General features: G+C 35.2%; 17 protein-coding genes and 1 pseudogene. All 18 read right to left on the bottom strand.

Annotated elements, in window-relative coordinates; genetic code table 11:
- Positions 1-6: 6 nt before the first annotated feature.
- Positions 7-378, bottom strand: coding sequence for a YraN family protein (locus Bccel_RS03200; protein WP_036942989.1), 372 nt, complete (start codon positions 376-378; stop codon positions 7-9).
- On the bottom strand, positions 362-658 hold the full coding sequence (locus Bccel_RS03195) for an EscU/YscU/HrcU family type III secretion system export apparatus switch protein (protein ID WP_036942986.1): 297 nt from the start codon (positions 656-658) through the stop codon (positions 362-364). The genes Bccel_RS03200 and Bccel_RS03195 overlap by 17 nt, the downstream gene beginning before the upstream one ends.
- Before the next feature lie 24 nt (positions 659-682).
- On the bottom strand, positions 683-2,401 hold the full coding sequence (fliK, locus tag Bccel_RS03190; protein ID WP_036942983.1) for a flagellar hook-length control protein FliK: 1,719 nt from the start codon (positions 2,399-2,401) through the stop codon (positions 683-685).
- A gap of 62 nt (positions 2,402-2,463) precedes the next feature.
- The gene (locus Bccel_RS03185; protein WP_036942980.1) at positions 2,464-3,240 is read right to left on the bottom strand and encodes a ribonuclease HII; all 777 of its coding nucleotides are present in this window, start codon (positions 3,238-3,240) and stop codon (positions 2,464-2,466) included.
- A pseudogene (gene ylqF, locus Bccel_RS03180) lies at positions 3,218-4,148 on the bottom strand (ribosome biogenesis GTPase YlqF). The gene Bccel_RS03185 and the pseudogene ylqF overlap by 23 nt, the downstream one beginning before the upstream one ends.
- Positions 4,149-4,296: 148 nt before the next feature.
- Positions 4,297-4,944 carry a signal peptidase I gene (lepB, locus tag Bccel_RS03175; RefSeq protein WP_050753044.1) on the bottom strand — a complete coding sequence of 216 codons (648 nt, stop codon included), beginning with the start codon at positions 4,942-4,944 and terminating at the stop codon, positions 4,297-4,299.
- A 146-nt stretch (positions 4,945-5,090) separates the two neighbouring features.
- Positions 5,091-5,444: a 50S ribosomal protein L19 gene (gene rplS, locus Bccel_RS03170; RefSeq protein ID WP_036942977.1), complete on the bottom strand. Its 354-nt coding sequence runs from the start codon at positions 5,442-5,444 to the stop codon at positions 5,091-5,093.
- Positions 5,445-5,591: 147 nt separating this feature from the next.
- Positions 5,592-6,275 (bottom strand): tRNA (guanosine(37)-N1)-methyltransferase TrmD, encoded by a 684-nt coding sequence (gene trmD / locus Bccel_RS03165; protein ID WP_036942975.1) that lies wholly within the window; start codon positions 6,273-6,275, stop codon positions 5,592-5,594.
- 62 nt (positions 6,276-6,337) lie between these two features.
- A complete protein-coding gene (gene rimM, locus Bccel_RS03160; protein WP_036942972.1) occupies positions 6,338-6,859 on the bottom strand; it encodes a ribosome maturation factor RimM in 522 nt (173 codons plus the stop codon).
- Between the two features lie 141 nt (positions 6,860-7,000).
- Complete coding sequence (locus Bccel_RS03155; protein WP_036942970.1) at positions 7,001-7,231, bottom strand: KH domain-containing protein; 231 nt, start codon at positions 7,229-7,231, stop codon at positions 7,001-7,003.
- A 90-nt stretch (positions 7,232-7,321) separates the two neighbouring features.
- Positions 7,322-7,564 carry a 30S ribosomal protein S16 gene (rpsP, locus tag Bccel_RS03150; protein ID WP_036942969.1) on the bottom strand — a complete coding sequence of 81 codons (243 nt, stop codon included), beginning with the start codon at positions 7,562-7,564 and terminating at the stop codon, positions 7,322-7,324.
- Between the two features lie 65 nt (positions 7,565-7,629).
- Complete coding sequence (ffh, locus tag Bccel_RS03145; protein WP_036942967.1) at positions 7,630-8,973, bottom strand: signal recognition particle protein; 1,344 nt, start codon at positions 8,971-8,973, stop codon at positions 7,630-7,632.
- Between the two features lie 14 nt (positions 8,974-8,987).
- Positions 8,988-9,344, bottom strand: coding sequence for a putative DNA-binding protein (locus tag Bccel_RS03140; protein ID WP_036942964.1), 357 nt, complete (start codon positions 9,342-9,344; stop codon positions 8,988-8,990).
- Between the two features lie 211 nt (positions 9,345-9,555).
- Positions 9,556-11,946 carry an S-layer homology domain-containing protein gene (locus Bccel_RS03135; RefSeq protein ID WP_036942961.1) on the bottom strand — a complete coding sequence of 797 codons (2,391 nt, stop codon included), beginning with the start codon at positions 11,944-11,946 and terminating at the stop codon, positions 9,556-9,558.
- 428 nt (positions 11,947-12,374) lie between these two features.
- Positions 12,375-13,958: a helix-turn-helix domain-containing protein gene (locus Bccel_RS03130; protein ID WP_036942959.1), complete on the bottom strand. Its 1,584-nt coding sequence runs from the start codon at positions 13,956-13,958 to the stop codon at positions 12,375-12,377.
- 357 nt (positions 13,959-14,315) lie between these two features.
- A complete protein-coding gene (locus tag Bccel_RS30045) occupies positions 14,316-14,477 on the bottom strand; it encodes a hypothetical protein (RefSeq protein WP_154673475.1) in 162 nt (53 codons plus the stop codon).
- Positions 14,478-14,618: 141 nt separating this feature from the next.
- Complete coding sequence (locus Bccel_RS03125; protein WP_036942957.1) at positions 14,619-15,764, bottom strand: aminotransferase class V-fold PLP-dependent enzyme; 1,146 nt, start codon at positions 15,762-15,764, stop codon at positions 14,619-14,621.
- Between the two features lie 8 nt (positions 15,765-15,772).
- Positions 15,773-16,996 carry a [FeFe] hydrogenase H-cluster maturation GTPase HydF gene (gene hydF / locus Bccel_RS03120; protein ID WP_036942955.1) on the bottom strand — a complete coding sequence of 408 codons (1,224 nt, stop codon included), beginning with the start codon at positions 16,994-16,996 and terminating at the stop codon, positions 15,773-15,775.
- Between the last annotated feature and the right edge of the window lie 9 nt (positions 16,997-17,005).

Raw genomic sequence — 17,005 nt, 5'->3', positions numbered from 1 at the left:
TTCCTTTCAAAAGGCATTCCTGATTAGATTGATATCACTGACTTTATGGCTTCTATCTTCCATTATCATCTCAACTATGTCGAATCTTATATTCTCATTGTGCAGCTTATGTTGATTTATGTAAATATATGCAACCTTTCTAATCCTATCCTGCTTCCTTTTGTTTACCGCTTCTGCCGGAGTGCCAAATATAAGGCTACCTCTGGACTTAACCTCTACAAAGCAGATAAATTCCTTTTCCCGGGCAATAATATCTATTTCTCCATATTTTCCAGCTCTAAAATTTATAATAATAATTGAGTATCCACAAGTTTCAAGATAACTTGCTGCAATTTTTTCATTTGCACTGCCAATCTTTCTTTTATTTTCTTTTTCCATTTGCTTCACCATATCCGTTATCTATAGAACCTACAAATACCAAAATTTCGGCCACTACCTCATAAAGCTCGGGAGGTATTTCATCTCCTATGCCAAGAGCATTTAATGTATGTGCCAGTTGTGCATTCTCATACACAGGCACATCATTCTCCACTGCCTTCTCAACTATTTTTTCTGCTGTTTCGCCCTTTGCCAATGCTACAATTTTAGGTGCACTATTTTCTCCTGGAGTATACTTAAGTGCAGCAGCTTCCTTGATTTTCTTTTTCTCCTTATCCATGACTTCCTCCCCTAGTATAATGGCTTATATTTTAAAATCGATGGAACCCCGTTTAACAATTTCTTTATTCATTACACTGTTTGCATTTATAAAGTTTATATCCTCACAAGCAACCCTGCATTTTAAGTCAGCCAGGTTATACCCTTTCTCTCTTAGGCTTTTATACAGCAGGTTGTGGCTTATCTTTACAAAATCTCGAACACTGTCATTTTCCACAATCATATTGACGCTTATGTTTTTCTTGTTCATACTTATAAGTGTATCAACTTTTCCAATATTGGTAGTCTCAAGTGAGATATATGCAGTCGCATTTCCGGGATCAATTCTCTTTTTCCCTCCATTCTTCTTTAAAACATATATTTCACAGTTAGTGTTCTGATCAAGTATTTTCAAAGGTAATTGTAGAAATGTGCTGTGACTGTTAAGATCGTTTATAAATCTAATCATGTTTTGCATGCTGTCGGTTTTATTTAGGAGTTGATCCCTCATGGCATTATCGGATAAAGAAACCGTATCCCTTATAATATCCAGAACGCTGTTTATATCCTTATAAAGGTTTTTAGCATGAAGATCGTCCTTTAATGTATCAGAATCAATCCTTACAAATAATGAGTTTAAAACTTTGCTTATATGCCGTGCTTCCTTTTCATTTGTGTTAGATTGGGATGAACTCATCCCCTCTTCATGACTATCGTTTTTAGCCCTTGCATTTTTTATTTTTTCCAGAAGATTTTTTATATCTTCAACAAACTCATCGGTACTGTTATAAATACCATTGCTTTTTCCATTTATGGACGAAGTATCTTTAAGCCATGTATTCAATTTATCACTAAAAGGTTTATCTGAACTTTCAATGTTGGATATGTTTTTATTTATAAAATCCTTAACCTTATTTGAGAGAGATTCAAAATCCCCATCCGTTGATCCTTTAATCAATTGGGATACTCCCTCAACTCCATCATCGGTGAGCTTACCTAATATGCTTTTTAAGGAGGTGTTGACGGATGCCTTAGTGCTTTCATCCACCAATTTAGTTACTTCTTTCAGTATGCTCCCTTTCAAATTATCCTGACTTTTATCATTCAAGGGAGAATTGTCACCCTGTTTTTCCAAATTAAAACCGGCTTTCTTAAGATTAACCTCAATTTTCACCAAAAGCCCAATATCATCCATACTTTCAAATATGTCATTTAAACTGTTAAGGCTTTTACCGATCTTGGTGCCATTACCAAGTAGTGAGTTTAAGGCAGATATATTTTTTTCTTCTATACTTAAATTATTAGCAGCAAGAAAAGCCGCCTTTAAAGGAGACAGGTTTTTAAAAAACTTTAAGGACTGTGCTATATTATTGAAAGTATCTTTATCTAATGAAATGTTGTTGGATTTGATTGCATTTGCTATATCCATGCTTTTATCGTCAGGTTTGACATCCATGGAAAGAAGTGCTGTCTTTATATTATCAGTCTCAGCCTTTTGAACGCCTTCTTTTACTGTCTCAATAAAAAGCTGATTATCAGTTTTATTTTTCACTATAAAATCCACCAATTGTCCCTGCTTTAAATCCAGCGGAACCATTGAGGCAGCCTTTAATAAAGAGCCGTCTGTCAGTTTCAGTACAAGCTCATTTTCCGATATACCAATAACCCTTGCCTTTAATGAATCACCAACATCGAGCTTTGAAAGAACATCGTCAATATTGGAAATCCCAGCTAACAGACTATCATTAAAATGAGTAACCTTCATAATTCACCTATCAGGTAAGTAATGACCAAAGCCATACCTGCCTCTGAATAGGCAGATATGCTTTAAGTCACTACAAAATTTTTAGTAAAGCTCACTCTATGTATCGGACAAATTCCAAATTTCTTTATAGCTTCTATATGATCTTTTGTTCCATAACCCTTATGATTTGCAAATCCATAATCAGGATATTTGTTGTCCATTTCGCAAATCAGCCTGTCCCTAGTGACTTTCGCCAGAACCGATGCAGCTGCAATGGAAACACTTAAGCTATCCCCACGGATAATATTTAACTGTCTTATAGCTACGTTTCTTAGCTTAACTGCATCAGTTAAAATCAGTTCCGGTAAAGGAGTAAGCTTTGCTATAGCCTCTTCCATTGCTTTAATGGTGGCATTTAAAATATTTATGTCATCAATGCATTTCTCATCTGCCATACCAATTCCATATGCCAATGCATTTTTTGTTATTATCTCAAATAGCTTTTCTCTTTTTTCATGAGAAAGCTTTTTAGAATCATTGAGACCTTCTATAAAAATACCCTTAGGAAGTATTACCGCCGCTGCTACAACAGGTCCTGCCAACGGGCCCCTCCCCGCTTCATCCACTCCCGCAATAAACTCGATACCGCTTTTTAAGGCATCCTTTTCATAAGCACACATTTTATCATATCTTGCCTTTTCCTTATCAAATGCATCCTTCTTTTTAAGGTATTTAGCTATAAGCTTATCAAGGGACAAACCTGTTTCTTCCCTTATACTGTAAAGCTTATCAAGGGCCTCTTTAGCATCAAGCTCCTTAATAGAAAGCTCTATATCCTTAATTTTCATCTTGGTTGCCATTTTCAAAATCCTCCTTAACTTCCATCTCCTTTGCACCTTTATCAGCCTTGACAGTTAGTATATCGTCGGGTCTTTCAAGGGAAATTCTTCCAATCTTTCCCCTCTAAACTCATCCAGAACTATAGCGGCAATCCTGTACAAATCGATCTCCCCGCCCGAAACAAGACACCCTCTTTTCTTTCCGGCAGCGGTAAGCAGATCCAAACCGGACATATCGTCTATTCCTTCCAGCTTGTATCTTGCCGCTAATTTGTCAGCATAGGTATTTTTTAGCCTTTCCATTAATGTAGCCGCTACCTCAGCTATATCATATATATCGTCTTTTATTGCTCCTGTGAATGCAAGGTTTGAGCCTACTTCCATATCATCAAACTTTGGCCATAAAATACCCGGAGTATCTAAAAGCTCAATTTTTTCATTTATCCTTATCCACTGCTTTCCCCTTGTTACTCCTGGCCTGTCCCTGTTACGGCACTAGCCTTTCCTGCAATTTTATTTATGAAGGATGATTTGCCTACATTAGGAACACCAACAACCATTGTCCTGACAGGCCTGAAAACATAACCTTTTTGCTTTTGCCTGTCTATTTTATCCTTAACGGCATCATTAACCATTGCTTTCAACTCATTAATACCTGTTCCTTTTATAGAATCTATAAATATGCATGAATAACCAATAGATTTGTAATGCTTTTGCCAATCCTTAGACACTTTGTCGTCTGCTAAATCCGATTTGTTAAATGCCATTACACGGGGCTTGTCCTTGATGATCTCATCTATTTCAGGATTCTTACTGCTTCTGGGTATTCTTGCATCTAAAAGTTCTATTACCACATCTATCATTTTTAAGTTTTCTGCAAGGAGCCTTCTGGTCTTTGCCATATGCCCCGGAAACCATTGTATATTCATTATTTCCTCCGTAATTGCTTTTTTAATATATTTATTTTATATATTTTTTTATATTTAATATTAAATAATCTTATAATCAATTATTATTTAATTTAATTATTACTTAATTTAATTTTTTCAACTATTTTTTAGTTTTTTTAGTCATCCCTCATTCAAGTACTCCCAACTGGTCTAATGGGTATATCCTGTATACAGCCTTTCCCTTTACCTGACTAATATCAATCAGACCAATCATTCTGGAATCGGAGCTCATTTCCCTGTTATCCCCTACCACAAACAACTTATCGCTAGGTATACTATCTATAGGGAACTTAAGCCCTGAAAACACATCTGTCCTTCCAATGGCATAGGGTTCCACGAGTTTTACCTTATTAACATAAATAGCCCCGTCCCTTATATCAACGTTATCACCTGGTACTGCTATTACTCTTTTTATGTAGTCCTCTTCATCCTTATTAGGAATAATATCATTAATAAGCGGTATTTTGTCAACCAAAGGCAAAACAGGGTTAGTCCCCTCCTTGTACTTAAACACAATAATATCGCCTCTTTTAGGAAAGGATATGGCATAACCCAGCTTATAAACCATAAGCCGCTGCTCTGAAAACATGGTATTTTGCATTGAAGGTCCGTCAACTGTAACGAATTCAAATACTAAACCTCTAATCAGAAGCGATATAAACAATGCAAGAATAATAATTCCAACCCATTGGATTATATTTTTCATAACAGGCATATTTTTACCATGTTCATCACATTTTATTTTCTCTTCATTATAGTTGTGATTATTTTCCATTTAGACACCCTATCCTTAGAAATGATTAATATATTGCTAAGTCATTATTTGTGTACAACATATAAAATTAGTAATGACTATACTAAATATATTTCAGCCTTGATAAATACAAAAAAAAGGACTTTCGTCCCTTTTTTATTTTCTCATTAAGCCTTAGAATCAATTCTTTCTTTAACTTTCGCAGCTTTTCCTAATCTTTCACGGAGATAGTAAAGTTTTGCTCTTCTTACCTTACCTTTTCTAACTATGTCGATATGGTCAAGCTTAGGTGAATGAACAGGGAAGATTCTTTCAACTCCTACACCATAAGATATTCTTCTTACAGTGAAAGTTTCCTTTAAGCCTTCGCCTTTTTTACCAATTATGGTACCTTCGAAAGCCTGAAGTCTTTCCTTATTTCCTTCTTTAACCTTTACATGAACTCTTACTGTATCTCCAACATTTAATTGTGGAAGGTTAGTTTTTAATTGTTCATTTTCAATTGCTTTAATTATATCCATTTTTTCGTCCTCCTCCCTTGCCTAGACGTTCTTGCACTACAATGCAGAGGACCGCCCGTAATACACACTGATGTATTATAACACAATGTTTTTTTTATGTAAATAACTATTTTAAATTTTTGTGATAAATTTACCAACTAATTATTTTTATCCTTTATTCATCAAATCAGGTCTCTTTCGTAGGGTCCTTTCAATTGATTGTTCTCTTCGCCATTTTTCTATATTTGCATGATGACCGGATAACAGTATATCTGGAACCTTTCTTCCCATAAACTCATAAGGCCTTGTATATTGGGGATATTCCAAGAGACCATTGTAATGGGACTCTTCGGTGTAAGAATCTTCACTTGAAAGCACACCAGGTACCAGGCGGCTGACACAATCAATTACAACCATAGCCGGCAGTTCTCCCCCAGTCAAAACATAGTCACCGATTGAAATCTCCTCATCAACAATTTCTTCTATGATCCTTTCATCAATTCCCTCATAATGACCGCATAGCAACACCACATGATCATAGCACTTAATTTCCTGGGCCATTTTCTGGTTAAAAACCTTACCCTGGGGCGACATATATATGGTCCTGGGCTTATATCCAACACTGCTTACTATGGACATAAAAGCATCATATATAGGCTGAACCGTCATAACCATTCCGCTTCCTCCGCCATATGGGTAATCGTCAACTTTTTTGTGCTTGTTGGTTGAAAAATCACGTATATTAATTGTATTAATTTCTATTAATCCATTTTCCCTTGCATTTCCGATTATACTGTCGGACATAACCAGGTTGAATGATTCGGGAAACAGGGTCAATACATCAAATCTCATAGCATATTGTTCCTTTTTACATTGTGAATTTAGTCATTACTTAGTAACATTCTAGTCATTACTTATTTCAGGTATATGTCAAGAAGACCTTCTGGCAGCTCTACTTTCATAGTTTTGTTTTCTATGGATACTTCCTTTAAGACACTCTTTAGTGCAGGTATAAGAATTTCCTTATTTTCATCGTTTTTAACCACATAAACATCATTGCTTCCGGTCTGAAGTACATCTACAAGCACCCCAAGCTTATTACCGTCGACCTCTGAAACCTCAATGCCGATAAGGTCAAATATAAAGTACCTGCCCTCAGGAAGCTTCACCGCATTTTTTCTGTCAACGTATATAAACATCTCTTTGAGCTTTTCTGCATAGTTCATATCGCTTGACTCTTTGAATTTTATAATAACAGTATTTTTAAAATACTTGACATTTTCTATATTAAATACTTCTTTTTTATTATCAGTGCCTACAAAAACCTCATTCAATTCATCATATCTTCTTGGATCATCCGTTAGAGGTATAACCTTTACCTCACCCTTTATCCCATGGGTATTTACTATTTTTCCAACCTGTATAAATTCACTCATAAATCTTCACCTCAAAATATTATAAAGCCGTGACTTAGTAAAACATAATACATAAAACACTTTAGACTATTTAAAATGTCTAAAGTGTTTATCTGTACTAGAATATGTGAAGTAAATCCGATAGCAGTATACAAAGGCTACTTATTGGATTATGTCAACTTCAACTCTTTTATTTTCTTTCACTGCTGCCGATTTTACAACAGTTCGTATTGCCTTGGCAATCCTTCCCTGTTTTCCGATGACTTTTCCCATGTCATCCTTAGCCACCTTGAGCTCAAGGATAATTGACTGTTCGCCTTCAACCTCATTAACTGAAACCATATCCGGCTCATCAACTAGGGATTTTGCTATGAATTCAAGTAGTTCTTTCATTGTACGACCTCCAAATATCCTACACATGTGCACATATATGGAGTAGCCCCTTATATGTAGCAGCAACCACTGGCTAATAATTTATAGAACTTATATAACACCTGTTTTCTTCAGCAATGATTTAACAGTATCAGTGGGTTGAGCTCCATTTTTTAACCATTTCTGAGCTTTTTCACTGTCAATGTTAATCTGAGCTGGATCAGTTATAGGGTTATAAGTACCAATCTCTTCAATAAACCTACCATCTCTAGGATATCTTGAGTCAGCAACAACTACTCTGTAGAAAGGACTTTTCTTTGCACCCATCCTCTTTAATCTCATTTTAACTGCCACGTTTTTCACCTCCTTTAAAGAATAATGTTTTTTATGAACAAAATTAATTTTCAATCACTATCCATCTAAAACGGCATGCGGAATCTTCCTTTGCCCTTTTTACCAAACTTGCTCATATCTCCCATAGCTTTCATGAGCTTTTTCATTTCTTCAAATTCCTTTAAAAGCTTGTTTACTTCCTGAATAGTTGTACCGCTTCCAAATGCTATTCTTTTTCTTCTGCTTCCGTTTATTATAGCAGGATCATTTCTTTCCTGTCTGGTCATTGATTTAATAATAGCCTCTACTCTGCCCATTTTCTTTTCATCAAGACCGGCACCTTCCAATGCCTTGGTGTTTACACCAGGCAGCATGCCTAATATCTGTGTAAGAGGCCCCATTTTCTTAATCTGCTGCATTTGGTCAAGAAAATCCTCAAAAGTAAACTGCATGGTACGCATTTTCTTTTCTAATTCAAGGGCTTTCTTTTCATCAAAAGCATCCTGTGCCTTCTCAATAAGGCTTAACACATCACCCATACCGAGAATTCTTGATGCCATTCTATCAGGGAAAAACGGCTCCAAATCGCTCAACTTCTCGCCCATACCGGCAAACTTTATAGGCTTTCCTGTAACTGCTTTGACAGATAATGCTGCCCCACCTCTTGTGTCACCATCAAGCTTGGTAAGGATAATACCGTCCACCCCAAGCTTTTCATCAAAGCTCTGGGAAACATTTACCGCATCCTGGCCTGTCATTGCATCGATTACCAGCAAGATTTCCTGAGGCATAACAGCTTTCTTAATGCCAACAAGCTCATTCATAAGCTCTTCGTCTATGTGAAGACGTCCTGCTGTATCTATTATAACCAGATCATATAATTTCAATCTTGCATGTTCTATTGCTGCTTTGGCAATTTCCACCGGATTAACCTTATCGCCCATGTTAAATACGGGAATGTTAAGCTGTCCTCCTACAACCTCCAACTGCTTAATAGCCGCAGGTCTGTAAACATCACATGCAACCAATAAAGGCTTTTTTGCATTCTGCTTTCTAAGGAGACTTGCCAGCTTTCCAGATGTAGTTGTTTTACCGGACCCCTGCAAACCCACCATCATAAAAACTGTGGGAGACTTGGGTGAAAAGGTAACCTTGCTTGATTCGCGGCCTAAAAGCTCTATCAACTCTTCATGAACAATCTTAATTATTTGCTGGCCTGGTGTAAGACTTTCCAAGACATCCTGACCTACAGATCTTTCGGATACCTTTCCTATAAAGTCCTTTACCACTTTAAAATTGACGTCTGCTTCCAAGAGGGCTAACTTTATCTCCCTCATCATTTCCTTAACGTCTTTTTCACTTACTCTTCCTTTTCCACGAAGCTTATTAACAGCTTCCTGTAACTTTCCTGACAACCCTTCGAATACCATATATCAAAACTCCTCTAGATTCTGTTGATAATGAATTCAACACCTTCTTGTATCTTGCCAATACTTTCCTTACCACTATTATCAAGCTTATCTATGTTTATTCCCTTTAATAATTCCAATATTTCCACTGCTTTTCTTTTTTGCTCGGTAAACTTTTGAAGAAGCCCAAGCTTTTGCTCAAATTCGTAAAGTATTGCTTTTCCACGTTTTATGTTATCATGAATTGCCTGTCTGCTTACACCAAGTTCCTCAGCAATCTCCCCAAGGGAGTAGTCATTATTGTAATGTAAATCCAGAATTTCCATTTGCTTTTCTGTAAGAAGCTGTCCATAGAAATCCATCAGCAACCCTATTTCAAATACATCATTCATATTATTCAATCCTCAGTGTAAAGTAAAAATACTTTACACCTAATTTTAGTTTACCAATTTAAATTTGTCAAGGAAAAGTTGAAATAATTTAATATGTTTTGTAATAATTATTTTTGTGAGAAATTGCGATGTGAATACACAATAATTTCTCAGTGATAAATAAAAGATTGGTAGCTTCACCAATCTTTTATTTATCACTATTTTTTACTTTTTAATCCTCATATTTTTCTCCGCCTTTTGGATCTCTGGAGTATTTGTGATCAAATACAGCCTCTGCAATATGGCCGTATCCCCAGTGGCTTGTCGGCACATCCTTAAACGGTAGTGTTTTTCCATTTAAAGGCCCTCTGTAAAGCCACCTGTTAATCATTGTAACTGCTTCCGCTCTTGTTACCTGATTTTTAGGATAAAACTTTCCAGCACTTCCAACTACTATTTTACATCTGTACAATTCTTCAATGTACTTACCTGCCCAATAATTCTTTGTATCGCTAAAGAAGAAGTCTGCCTCATCAATAGATGACTCTTCCATACCAAGGCATCTACATATAACCGCAGCAAGCTCTCCCTTTGTAATATTTGAATCTGGCTTAAACAGTGTAGCTGTCGCCCCTTTGAAGTACCCGTTGCTGACTGCAGCATTAACTTCCTTAAATGCCCAGTGATCTTTACTTACGTCCTTAAAGATCTGCTTGTCTGAAACTGGACTTAGTCCCGAAACCCTTACTATTAAAGCTGATATCTCTGCCCTTGTAATTGGTTTATCCGGCTTAAATGTACCGTCTTTATAACCGTTAATGTATTTTTTATGACTGCCAAGAATTGCTTTCTTAGCATATAACATTATCTTCAATACTGATTTGTTATCATCCACCGTATTGTCAGTAGAATTTGTACTGCTGATGTTGGCGGTAACAGTTGTTTCTTTATCCGCACCGTCAAATGAATTAGCCTTGACGGTATACTTTACAGTGCCTTCATTATTTCCTTGCAGAGTACCTAAATCCCATGTAATTTTATTTCCTGCTATAACCCCCCCTGAACTATCTACAAATGTAGTGTTAGGCGGTATATCTGCCGAAAGCTTTACATTGCCCACCTCAGTACTTAATCTATTTCTGTAATGAATTGAAAACAAAATATTCTGGCCAGCATCGTATGCTGTCTTGTCTGAACTTAACGCTAGGGACAAGTCGCTTGGTATAACCTGTGGTACTGCAGTTGGTAAAGGCTGTACTGCAGTTGGTAAAGTTATTGTTGTCCCTCCTGATGAAGGTGGAATATACGGTGCTGAAGTCGCTGTAGGTGTTGGTATTGCTGTTGTTGATGCCTTTGTTGGCGTTGCTGATGTTTTTGCCGCAGTTGATGTAGGTGTCGGTGTTACTTTTGTTGTCGATGTTGGATTTAATTTGGATGGATCAACAGTTTTTAACTGCCCTGCTGGAACTATAACATAACCATAATTGTTTAGCGAATATAAAAGCTGAACACTAGCTTCTCCATCATTTTCATAATACTCCAAAACTATCTTATATGCTTTATCTTTATTCAAACTCATTGCAGTGCTTTCATTTTTTGTAACCGAATGATTCTTCCAATCTTCAAACAAGCAGGTAACATCTCCGTCACCATCTTGATCAAAATACAATCTGACTCCATCATCAGATTTTGTCTGGAATTTATAATTTCCACTGTATTCTGGAACAAAGTAACCTGTCCACCTTACTGAAAAATAATCACTCGGCGTACTAATACCATCAGCATTTTTTATTCCTAAAGTACCCCAATCAAAATTAATTTCTTTATCTACCCTTTCAAAGCGTTTGAGATTTTTATCAAAAGGCTTGGTATCCACATCATCCCACTGATAGTACTCTCCTAACAGACCGTTTTCAAGATTCTTACTTGGTGTTGGTGTCGGAGTTGATGTTGTACTTATGGTAGGTGTGTTTGTTGGCGTGTTTGTTAGTGTGTTTGTTGGTGTATTTTTAGGTGTGCTTGTTGGTGTATTTGTTGGTGTGTTTTTGGGCGTATTTGTTGGTGTAGGCGAATTAGATGCAGATATACTAACTTTCCCACTATTCCCTACACAATCTATTTTAGAAAGCTCATATCTTCTTTTAGAACTATTATAAATGTAAGTCCATACCTTTAAATCTTCAATAGTTAAATCGCTATTAGAATTATCTATAATCTCATACCGAATTTTAGCAAATTCTTCATTATTATTTAATACATCCTCTTGTAGTGAAAAAAACGAAAACTCAATTCCGCATACATCTCCATCTTCATCTTTTAAATCTATTGCTGCTAAATTATTTATTATTCTTGAATTTTTTATAATTTCTTTTTTCTTTAAACAATACTTATCGAATTTAAGGGTAAAACTGAAATACCCTACTCCACTACTAGGTATATTTGAGTATTTAATAGGTATATCAATAATATCCAATTTTTTACCAGTTGCTGAACCAACATTTAAACTAGGGCCGTCTGCTCCAAATGAAATTACCGGCAAATAAACCAGCATATTGAACAGCACAAGCATTAAACAAATTATCTTTTTTACATTAGAATATCTTTTCCCATCCTTTAATAACATAAAAATAATCATCCTCCCCAAAAAAATAAATATTTAAAGATCACCAACCCAAACATGCCGAAGCCTTAAATAAGCATCTTTAGCTGTAATCATCTTTATTATATGAAACACTAAGAATATTATATCAAATAAGGCAAAAATGTGTAAACCTTTTTCTACATTTCTATCCTTATTTCCAAAGATTTGCAAATCTTTTTTTATATTTGGCTAAATTGAAGATAAGAATTGATCAGAAAATGATAAATTAAAACGAAAATGGGAGTTTATGCTCCCAAAATAAGTAAAATCATAATTTAATTTTACAAAATGTTTCTATATTTATTTTAGTTTAGATCGGTTGTCGTTTCAATGCTCTTTTTTGGCATAATATGCACTAAATTGTTTTAGGCATGGAAAAAGGTTTAGTAATATTTTAGTCATTCCTTATATTATGAGTTTTTATAATTATTTGGGCTTAAACCTGTGAATTTTTTGAAAACCCTGCTGAAATGCTCCACATTGGCATAGCCTATGCTAACACCTACCTCATAAACCTTCAAATTGGTGGTTTCTAGAAGTTCTTTGGCCTTTTCTATCCTTACCGAAGTAAGGTAGTCGGTAAAAGTTTGCCCTGTTTTTTTAGTAAATATATTGCTTAAGTGGCTTTCACTCAAACCAACAAAATCACTTGCCATCTTAAGAGTCAGATCATTATGGTAGTTGTTGCGAATAAATTCCTGAACCCTTAGTATAGCCCTGTTAACCTTAACATCACGTTTTTCCTTTAGATAACTGACAACAATATCAGTTATATCCTTTATCCATTCATTAATCTCTTCCTGGGTCTCAAATTTGGCTATTATATCGTAGAAATCTAGATTTTGTCCAAAAACCTCAACCGTATCGTAGCATTTTTCATTAATGAACTTTATAATAATATAGATTATCTCCATATAGCTTGCATAGATTTTATCAAGTCTTCCAGGATCTGAATTCCTGATAAGCTTAAGGAGTACTTCAAGCTCATATTGTGCCTTCTCTTTATCCGCTTCTATCAATGTTCGTATAAACTTTTCTTCTTTACCAAATATGCTGTCAATCTTTTTCGGTGTAATCTTCTTTGATATCTCGGGAGTAATAATTGTACCTTTACCAAACACAAACCTGAGCTTAACATTATATCTTGCTTCCTCATAAAGCTCTCTGATATTTTTATCTCCTGTACCAAGGGAGCTGATACCTGTCGATACACTGATTTCCATGGAATCATGAAGATTGGTATTTATAACAGTTATAATATCATATACTCTGTCCATCAGATCTTCCATATTATTGTACTCTAAAGACATAAATAGAAGATATTCCTGGGGTGACAGGACAACACTTTCTCCACAGCATATATCCCGTATTGTCGTATCAATATGCCTTTTTACATTATCAGAAAAATCTCCTATTGTATTGCCATCGTATTTTTCACTTATAGACTGAAAGTCGTCAACCCATAAATAGCACAAAATCAAATTATTCAACTTTAATTTGATGCCAAATTTATTCATTGCGTCTTCCATATCATAATTTTTTTCTACTTCAAGCATGTGCTTAAGTAATCTATCTTTGGAAGTGCTTAAATCCGTACTTGAGGTTGTTGCCTCCTGTGACTTTTTATTTTCAATATCACTAAATCGTGCTTGCAGCTTCTTAAAATATCCGCTATTTAATTCCGAATAGAGCATGTAATCTGAAACACCATGCCTGAATGCTTCCCTGGCCAAGTTAAAATCGGAACTTTGAGACACAGCAATCATAAATACTCTAATATCAATACTTTTTAGATAGGAAATAATACTTAATGCTTTTTTTGAATCCATATCCATGCTAAGCATTATAAGCTTGATATCAATATTTTGATTCATCAGCTTAATTACTTCACTTTTGTTTTTTGCTTCTAAAATTTCACAAGAAATTTTTTTAAACCATCTTTCACTGTAATAACCTGCAGTATCATCAAATGAAATCAACAGAATTTTAGTCATTTTTAACCCCTTTTATAAATATACAAAAAAATATATCAAGATAAAATAAATTTTATCATACTTTCGACATTTATAAAACTATTTTTGACATATGTTTTAAGAAAAAAGCATTCATTATAAATCAGGTTAAAAAACTATAACCTTAATAAAACAATCCATTTAACAAACTTACATTTTAATGAATTGCTTATTAAGGTCTATAATTTGCTTTATCGTTCATTTTATGATCAGCTAAATGCTGGCTTAACAGCAACTTCTATGAACTTATTAGGGCATTTCAAAAAATGTTTTTTGTATAATATCATTAATTCAGCTTTTTGAAATGCCCCATTGACCAGTTAATTATTTGATAATACCTTATCTTCTTTTACTAATGAAATAATATATTCCGAATCCTATTGCTGCAAGAATTATAAGGGGCATTAAAAGTTTTACAAGAAAGCCCAGAACCCTCAATACAATTATAACTACTACAACAGCCAATATAATTCCTATAATGCCTTTTGTTCTATTATCCATATACTCTTCCTCCTGCTTTGGTTTTTTGTCTTTTAAAATTCATTATTTTAATTCATTATACACAATATTTTAACATTTTTCTAGATATAATTAATATTTTTCATAAAATTATTAATTAATTTCAAAACACTAATTAATTTTTCATATATTACACGAAATTTCTCTCAAAGCATTCAGAGTTATATCAATTTCATCTATAGTATTGAACGGACCGGGACTGAATCTTACAATACCGGTTTTAACAGTACCTAACGTCTGATGTGCAAATAATGAGCAATGCAGTCCTGCACGGGTTGCAATTTTATAAACCCTGTCAAGTACGTAGCTTACTTCAGTGGAATCAATATCAATAAAGTTTATGGCTACAATACCTGAATTAGAATCTATATCGTTTTTACTGTAAATTTTTATCTTGCTAATTTCCTCTATACCTTCATGCAAGGTTTTAACCAAATTATATTTAATTTTTTTAATTTTTTCAATTCCAACTTTTTCGATATATTCAATACCAGCTCCTAATCCAATAATACCAGCAGTGTTTAGTGTTCCGCTTTCCATATTGTCCGGCAGCATTTCCGGCTGGTATATAATTTCAGAATAACTTCCTGTACCACCATATATAATTGGCGACAGCTTCAGCCCGTCTCTTATGTATATTGCACCTGTTCCCTGCGGACCTAAGAGGCCTTTATGACCAGGAAATGCCATTATGTCAATGCACATCTCTTCAACATCTATTTTTATGGAGCCAGCTCCCTGTGAAGCATCCAACAAAAAGCATATTCCTTTTTCTTTAGCAATTTTCCCCATTTCTTTTACGGGCATTATTATACCGTTTACATTTGACGACAAGGTACTTACCAAAAGTTTGGTATTTAGCTTAATTGCCCTTTTGATATCTTCAACATCTATTTCTCCGTATTCATTGCACTGAACTACTGTAAGTTCTATTTTTCTATCTCTTTTTAATGTATTTAAGGGTCTTATAACGGAATTATGCTCCATGGATGTGGTTATTACATGATCCCCTTCCTTAAGATACCCTGATATTCCTACATTTAAAGCTTCTGTTGCATTTTTGGTAAAACAAATTCTCATTGGATCTTTTATATTAAATAACATACCTATTATTTCCCTTACTCGCATTACCTCCATAGAAGCCTTTATAGACAAAGAGTGCCCTCCCCTTCCGGGGTTCGCACCATATTCCTTCATGCATTTCATCATTTCTTCATATACAGCATCAGGCTTTACAAAGGATGTTGCTGCATTATCAAGATAAATCATACACTCACCTATTCCTCCAATATCATCAAGGCCAGCGGAAACGGAGCTAATGCCCTTTCCAGTATGCCCTGGACATATGCTATTAACATGCCGTAATTGGTAATTGCTACATTGTTTGCTTTTGAGAAGTTTATCCTGTATTGCATTTCCTGCTTATTCAGCATACAACCTCCACAATGAATAATCAAGTCATATTTATCTATATCCTTTGGGAAAAAATTACCTGAAGCCCACTCAAACTCAACTTCTCCACCGCTTAACTGCCTAACCCACCTTGGAATTTTAACTTTTCCGATATCATCCGCTTGTCTGTGGTGAGTACAGCCCTCCACAACAAGGACCTTGCTGCCGCTTTTAAGGTTTTCTATCTTCTTGAGGCCTCTTACCATTTCCATAAGTTCACCCTTATATCTTGCAAACAGTATGGAAAATGATGTTAGAGGAATATCCTCAGGAACATCTGCCGAAACCTTCAAAAAAGCCTGTGAGTCTGTTATTACCAAAGACGGTCTTTTATTAAGGTTCTCAATTGTTTCCTTAAGCTCATATTCCTTAGTAACAACGGCCATTGCATCGTTTTCAATAATATCCCTTATTGTCTGCTGCTGCGGTAAGATCAATCTTCCCTTAGGTGCCGCCTTATCTATTGGCGTAACAAGAACTACAAAATCTCCCGGCTTTATAAGATCCCCGCATATACTTAAGTCCTTATCATCATATACTGCATTTTCCGAAATATTTTTTTTAAGTTCTTCAATTCCTGTTTTCAATAGGGAACTAATACCTATTACAGGTATCCCGACCTTATTTCTTATTTCAATTATATCATCACCTGACAAAGGTCTTAAATCTACCTTATTCATTGCACATACAACCGGAATATCCCTGCTTTTTACCTTTTTTATAAAATCCAGTTCAAAATCTGTAATGCCTTCCTGTGCGTTTACTACAACTATGGCAAAATTGGTTTTTCTTAATACATCATATGTTTTTTCAACCCTTAAGTTTCCTAAATCACCCTCATCATCCATTCCTGCCGTATCAATTATGACTACCGGGCCTATGGGCAAAAGCTCCATTGTTTTATAAACAGGGTCCGTAGTTGTTCCCGGGACATCTGAAACAACTGCAATCTCCTGACCTGTAAGTGCATTAATTAGGCTCGATTTTCCTGCATTTCTCCTTCCGAATATTGCAATGTGCATTCTCTCTGAAACCGGTGTATTATTCACAAAAACCAC

The sequence above is a fragment of the Pseudobacteroides cellulosolvens ATCC 35603 = DSM 2933 genome (genome assembly GCF_001262605.1).
In the GTDB taxonomy this organism is placed as follows: Bacteria; Bacillota; Clostridia; order Acetivibrionales; family DSM-2933; genus Pseudobacteroides; species Pseudobacteroides cellulosolvens.
Note: the sequence above shows the minus strand (reverse complement) of the source record. Positions and strands in the feature narration are given on the sequence as shown.

Coding starts and splice junctions, on each gene's coding strand:
- Bccel_RS03200 (WP_036942989.1), bottom strand. CDS start 378: ATGGAAAAAGAAAATAAAAGAAAGATTGGCAGTGCAAATGAAAAAATT.
- Bccel_RS03195 (WP_036942986.1), bottom strand. CDS start 658: ATGGATAAGGAGAAAAAGAAAATCAAGGAAGCTGCTGCACTTAAGTAT.
- fliK (WP_036942983.1), bottom strand. CDS start 2,401: ATGAAGGTTACTCATTTTAATGATAGTCTGTTAGCTGGGATTTCCAAT.
- Bccel_RS03185 (WP_036942980.1), bottom strand. CDS start 3,240: ATGGCAACCAAGATGAAAATTAAGGATATAGAGCTTTCTATTAAGGAG.
- lepB (WP_050753044.1), bottom strand. CDS start 4,944: ATGGAAAATAATCACAACTATAATGAAGAGAAAATAAAATGTGATGAA.
- rplS (WP_036942977.1), bottom strand. CDS start 5,444: ATGGATATAATTAAAGCAATTGAAAATGAACAATTAAAAACTAACCTT.
- trmD (WP_036942975.1), bottom strand. CDS start 6,275: ATGAGATTTGATGTATTGACCCTGTTTCCCGAATCATTCAACCTGGTT.
- rimM (WP_036942972.1), bottom strand. CDS start 6,859: ATGAGTGAATTTATACAGGTTGGAAAAATAGTAAATACCCATGGGATA.
- Bccel_RS03155 (WP_036942970.1), bottom strand. CDS start 7,231: ATGAAAGAACTACTTGAATTCATAGCAAAATCCCTAGTTGATGAGCCG.
- ffh (WP_036942967.1), bottom strand. CDS start 8,973: ATGGTATTCGAAGGGTTGTCAGGAAAGTTACAGGAAGCTGTTAATAAG.
- Bccel_RS03140 (WP_036942964.1), bottom strand. CDS start 9,344: ATGAATGATGTATTTGAAATAGGGTTGCTGATGGATTTCTATGGACAG.
- Bccel_RS03135 (WP_036942961.1), bottom strand. CDS start 11,946: ATGTTATTAAAGGATGGGAAAAGATATTCTAATGTAAAAAAGATAATT.
- Bccel_RS03130 (WP_036942959.1), bottom strand. CDS start 13,958: ATGACTAAAATTCTGTTGATTTCATTTGATGATACTGCAGGTTATTAC.
- Bccel_RS30045 (WP_154673475.1), bottom strand. CDS start 14,477: ATGGATAATAGAACAAAAGGCATTATAGGAATTATATTGGCTGTTGTA.
- Bccel_RS03125 (WP_036942957.1), bottom strand. CDS start 15,764: ATGATTTATCTTGATAATGCAGCAACATCCTTTGTAAAGCCTGATGCT.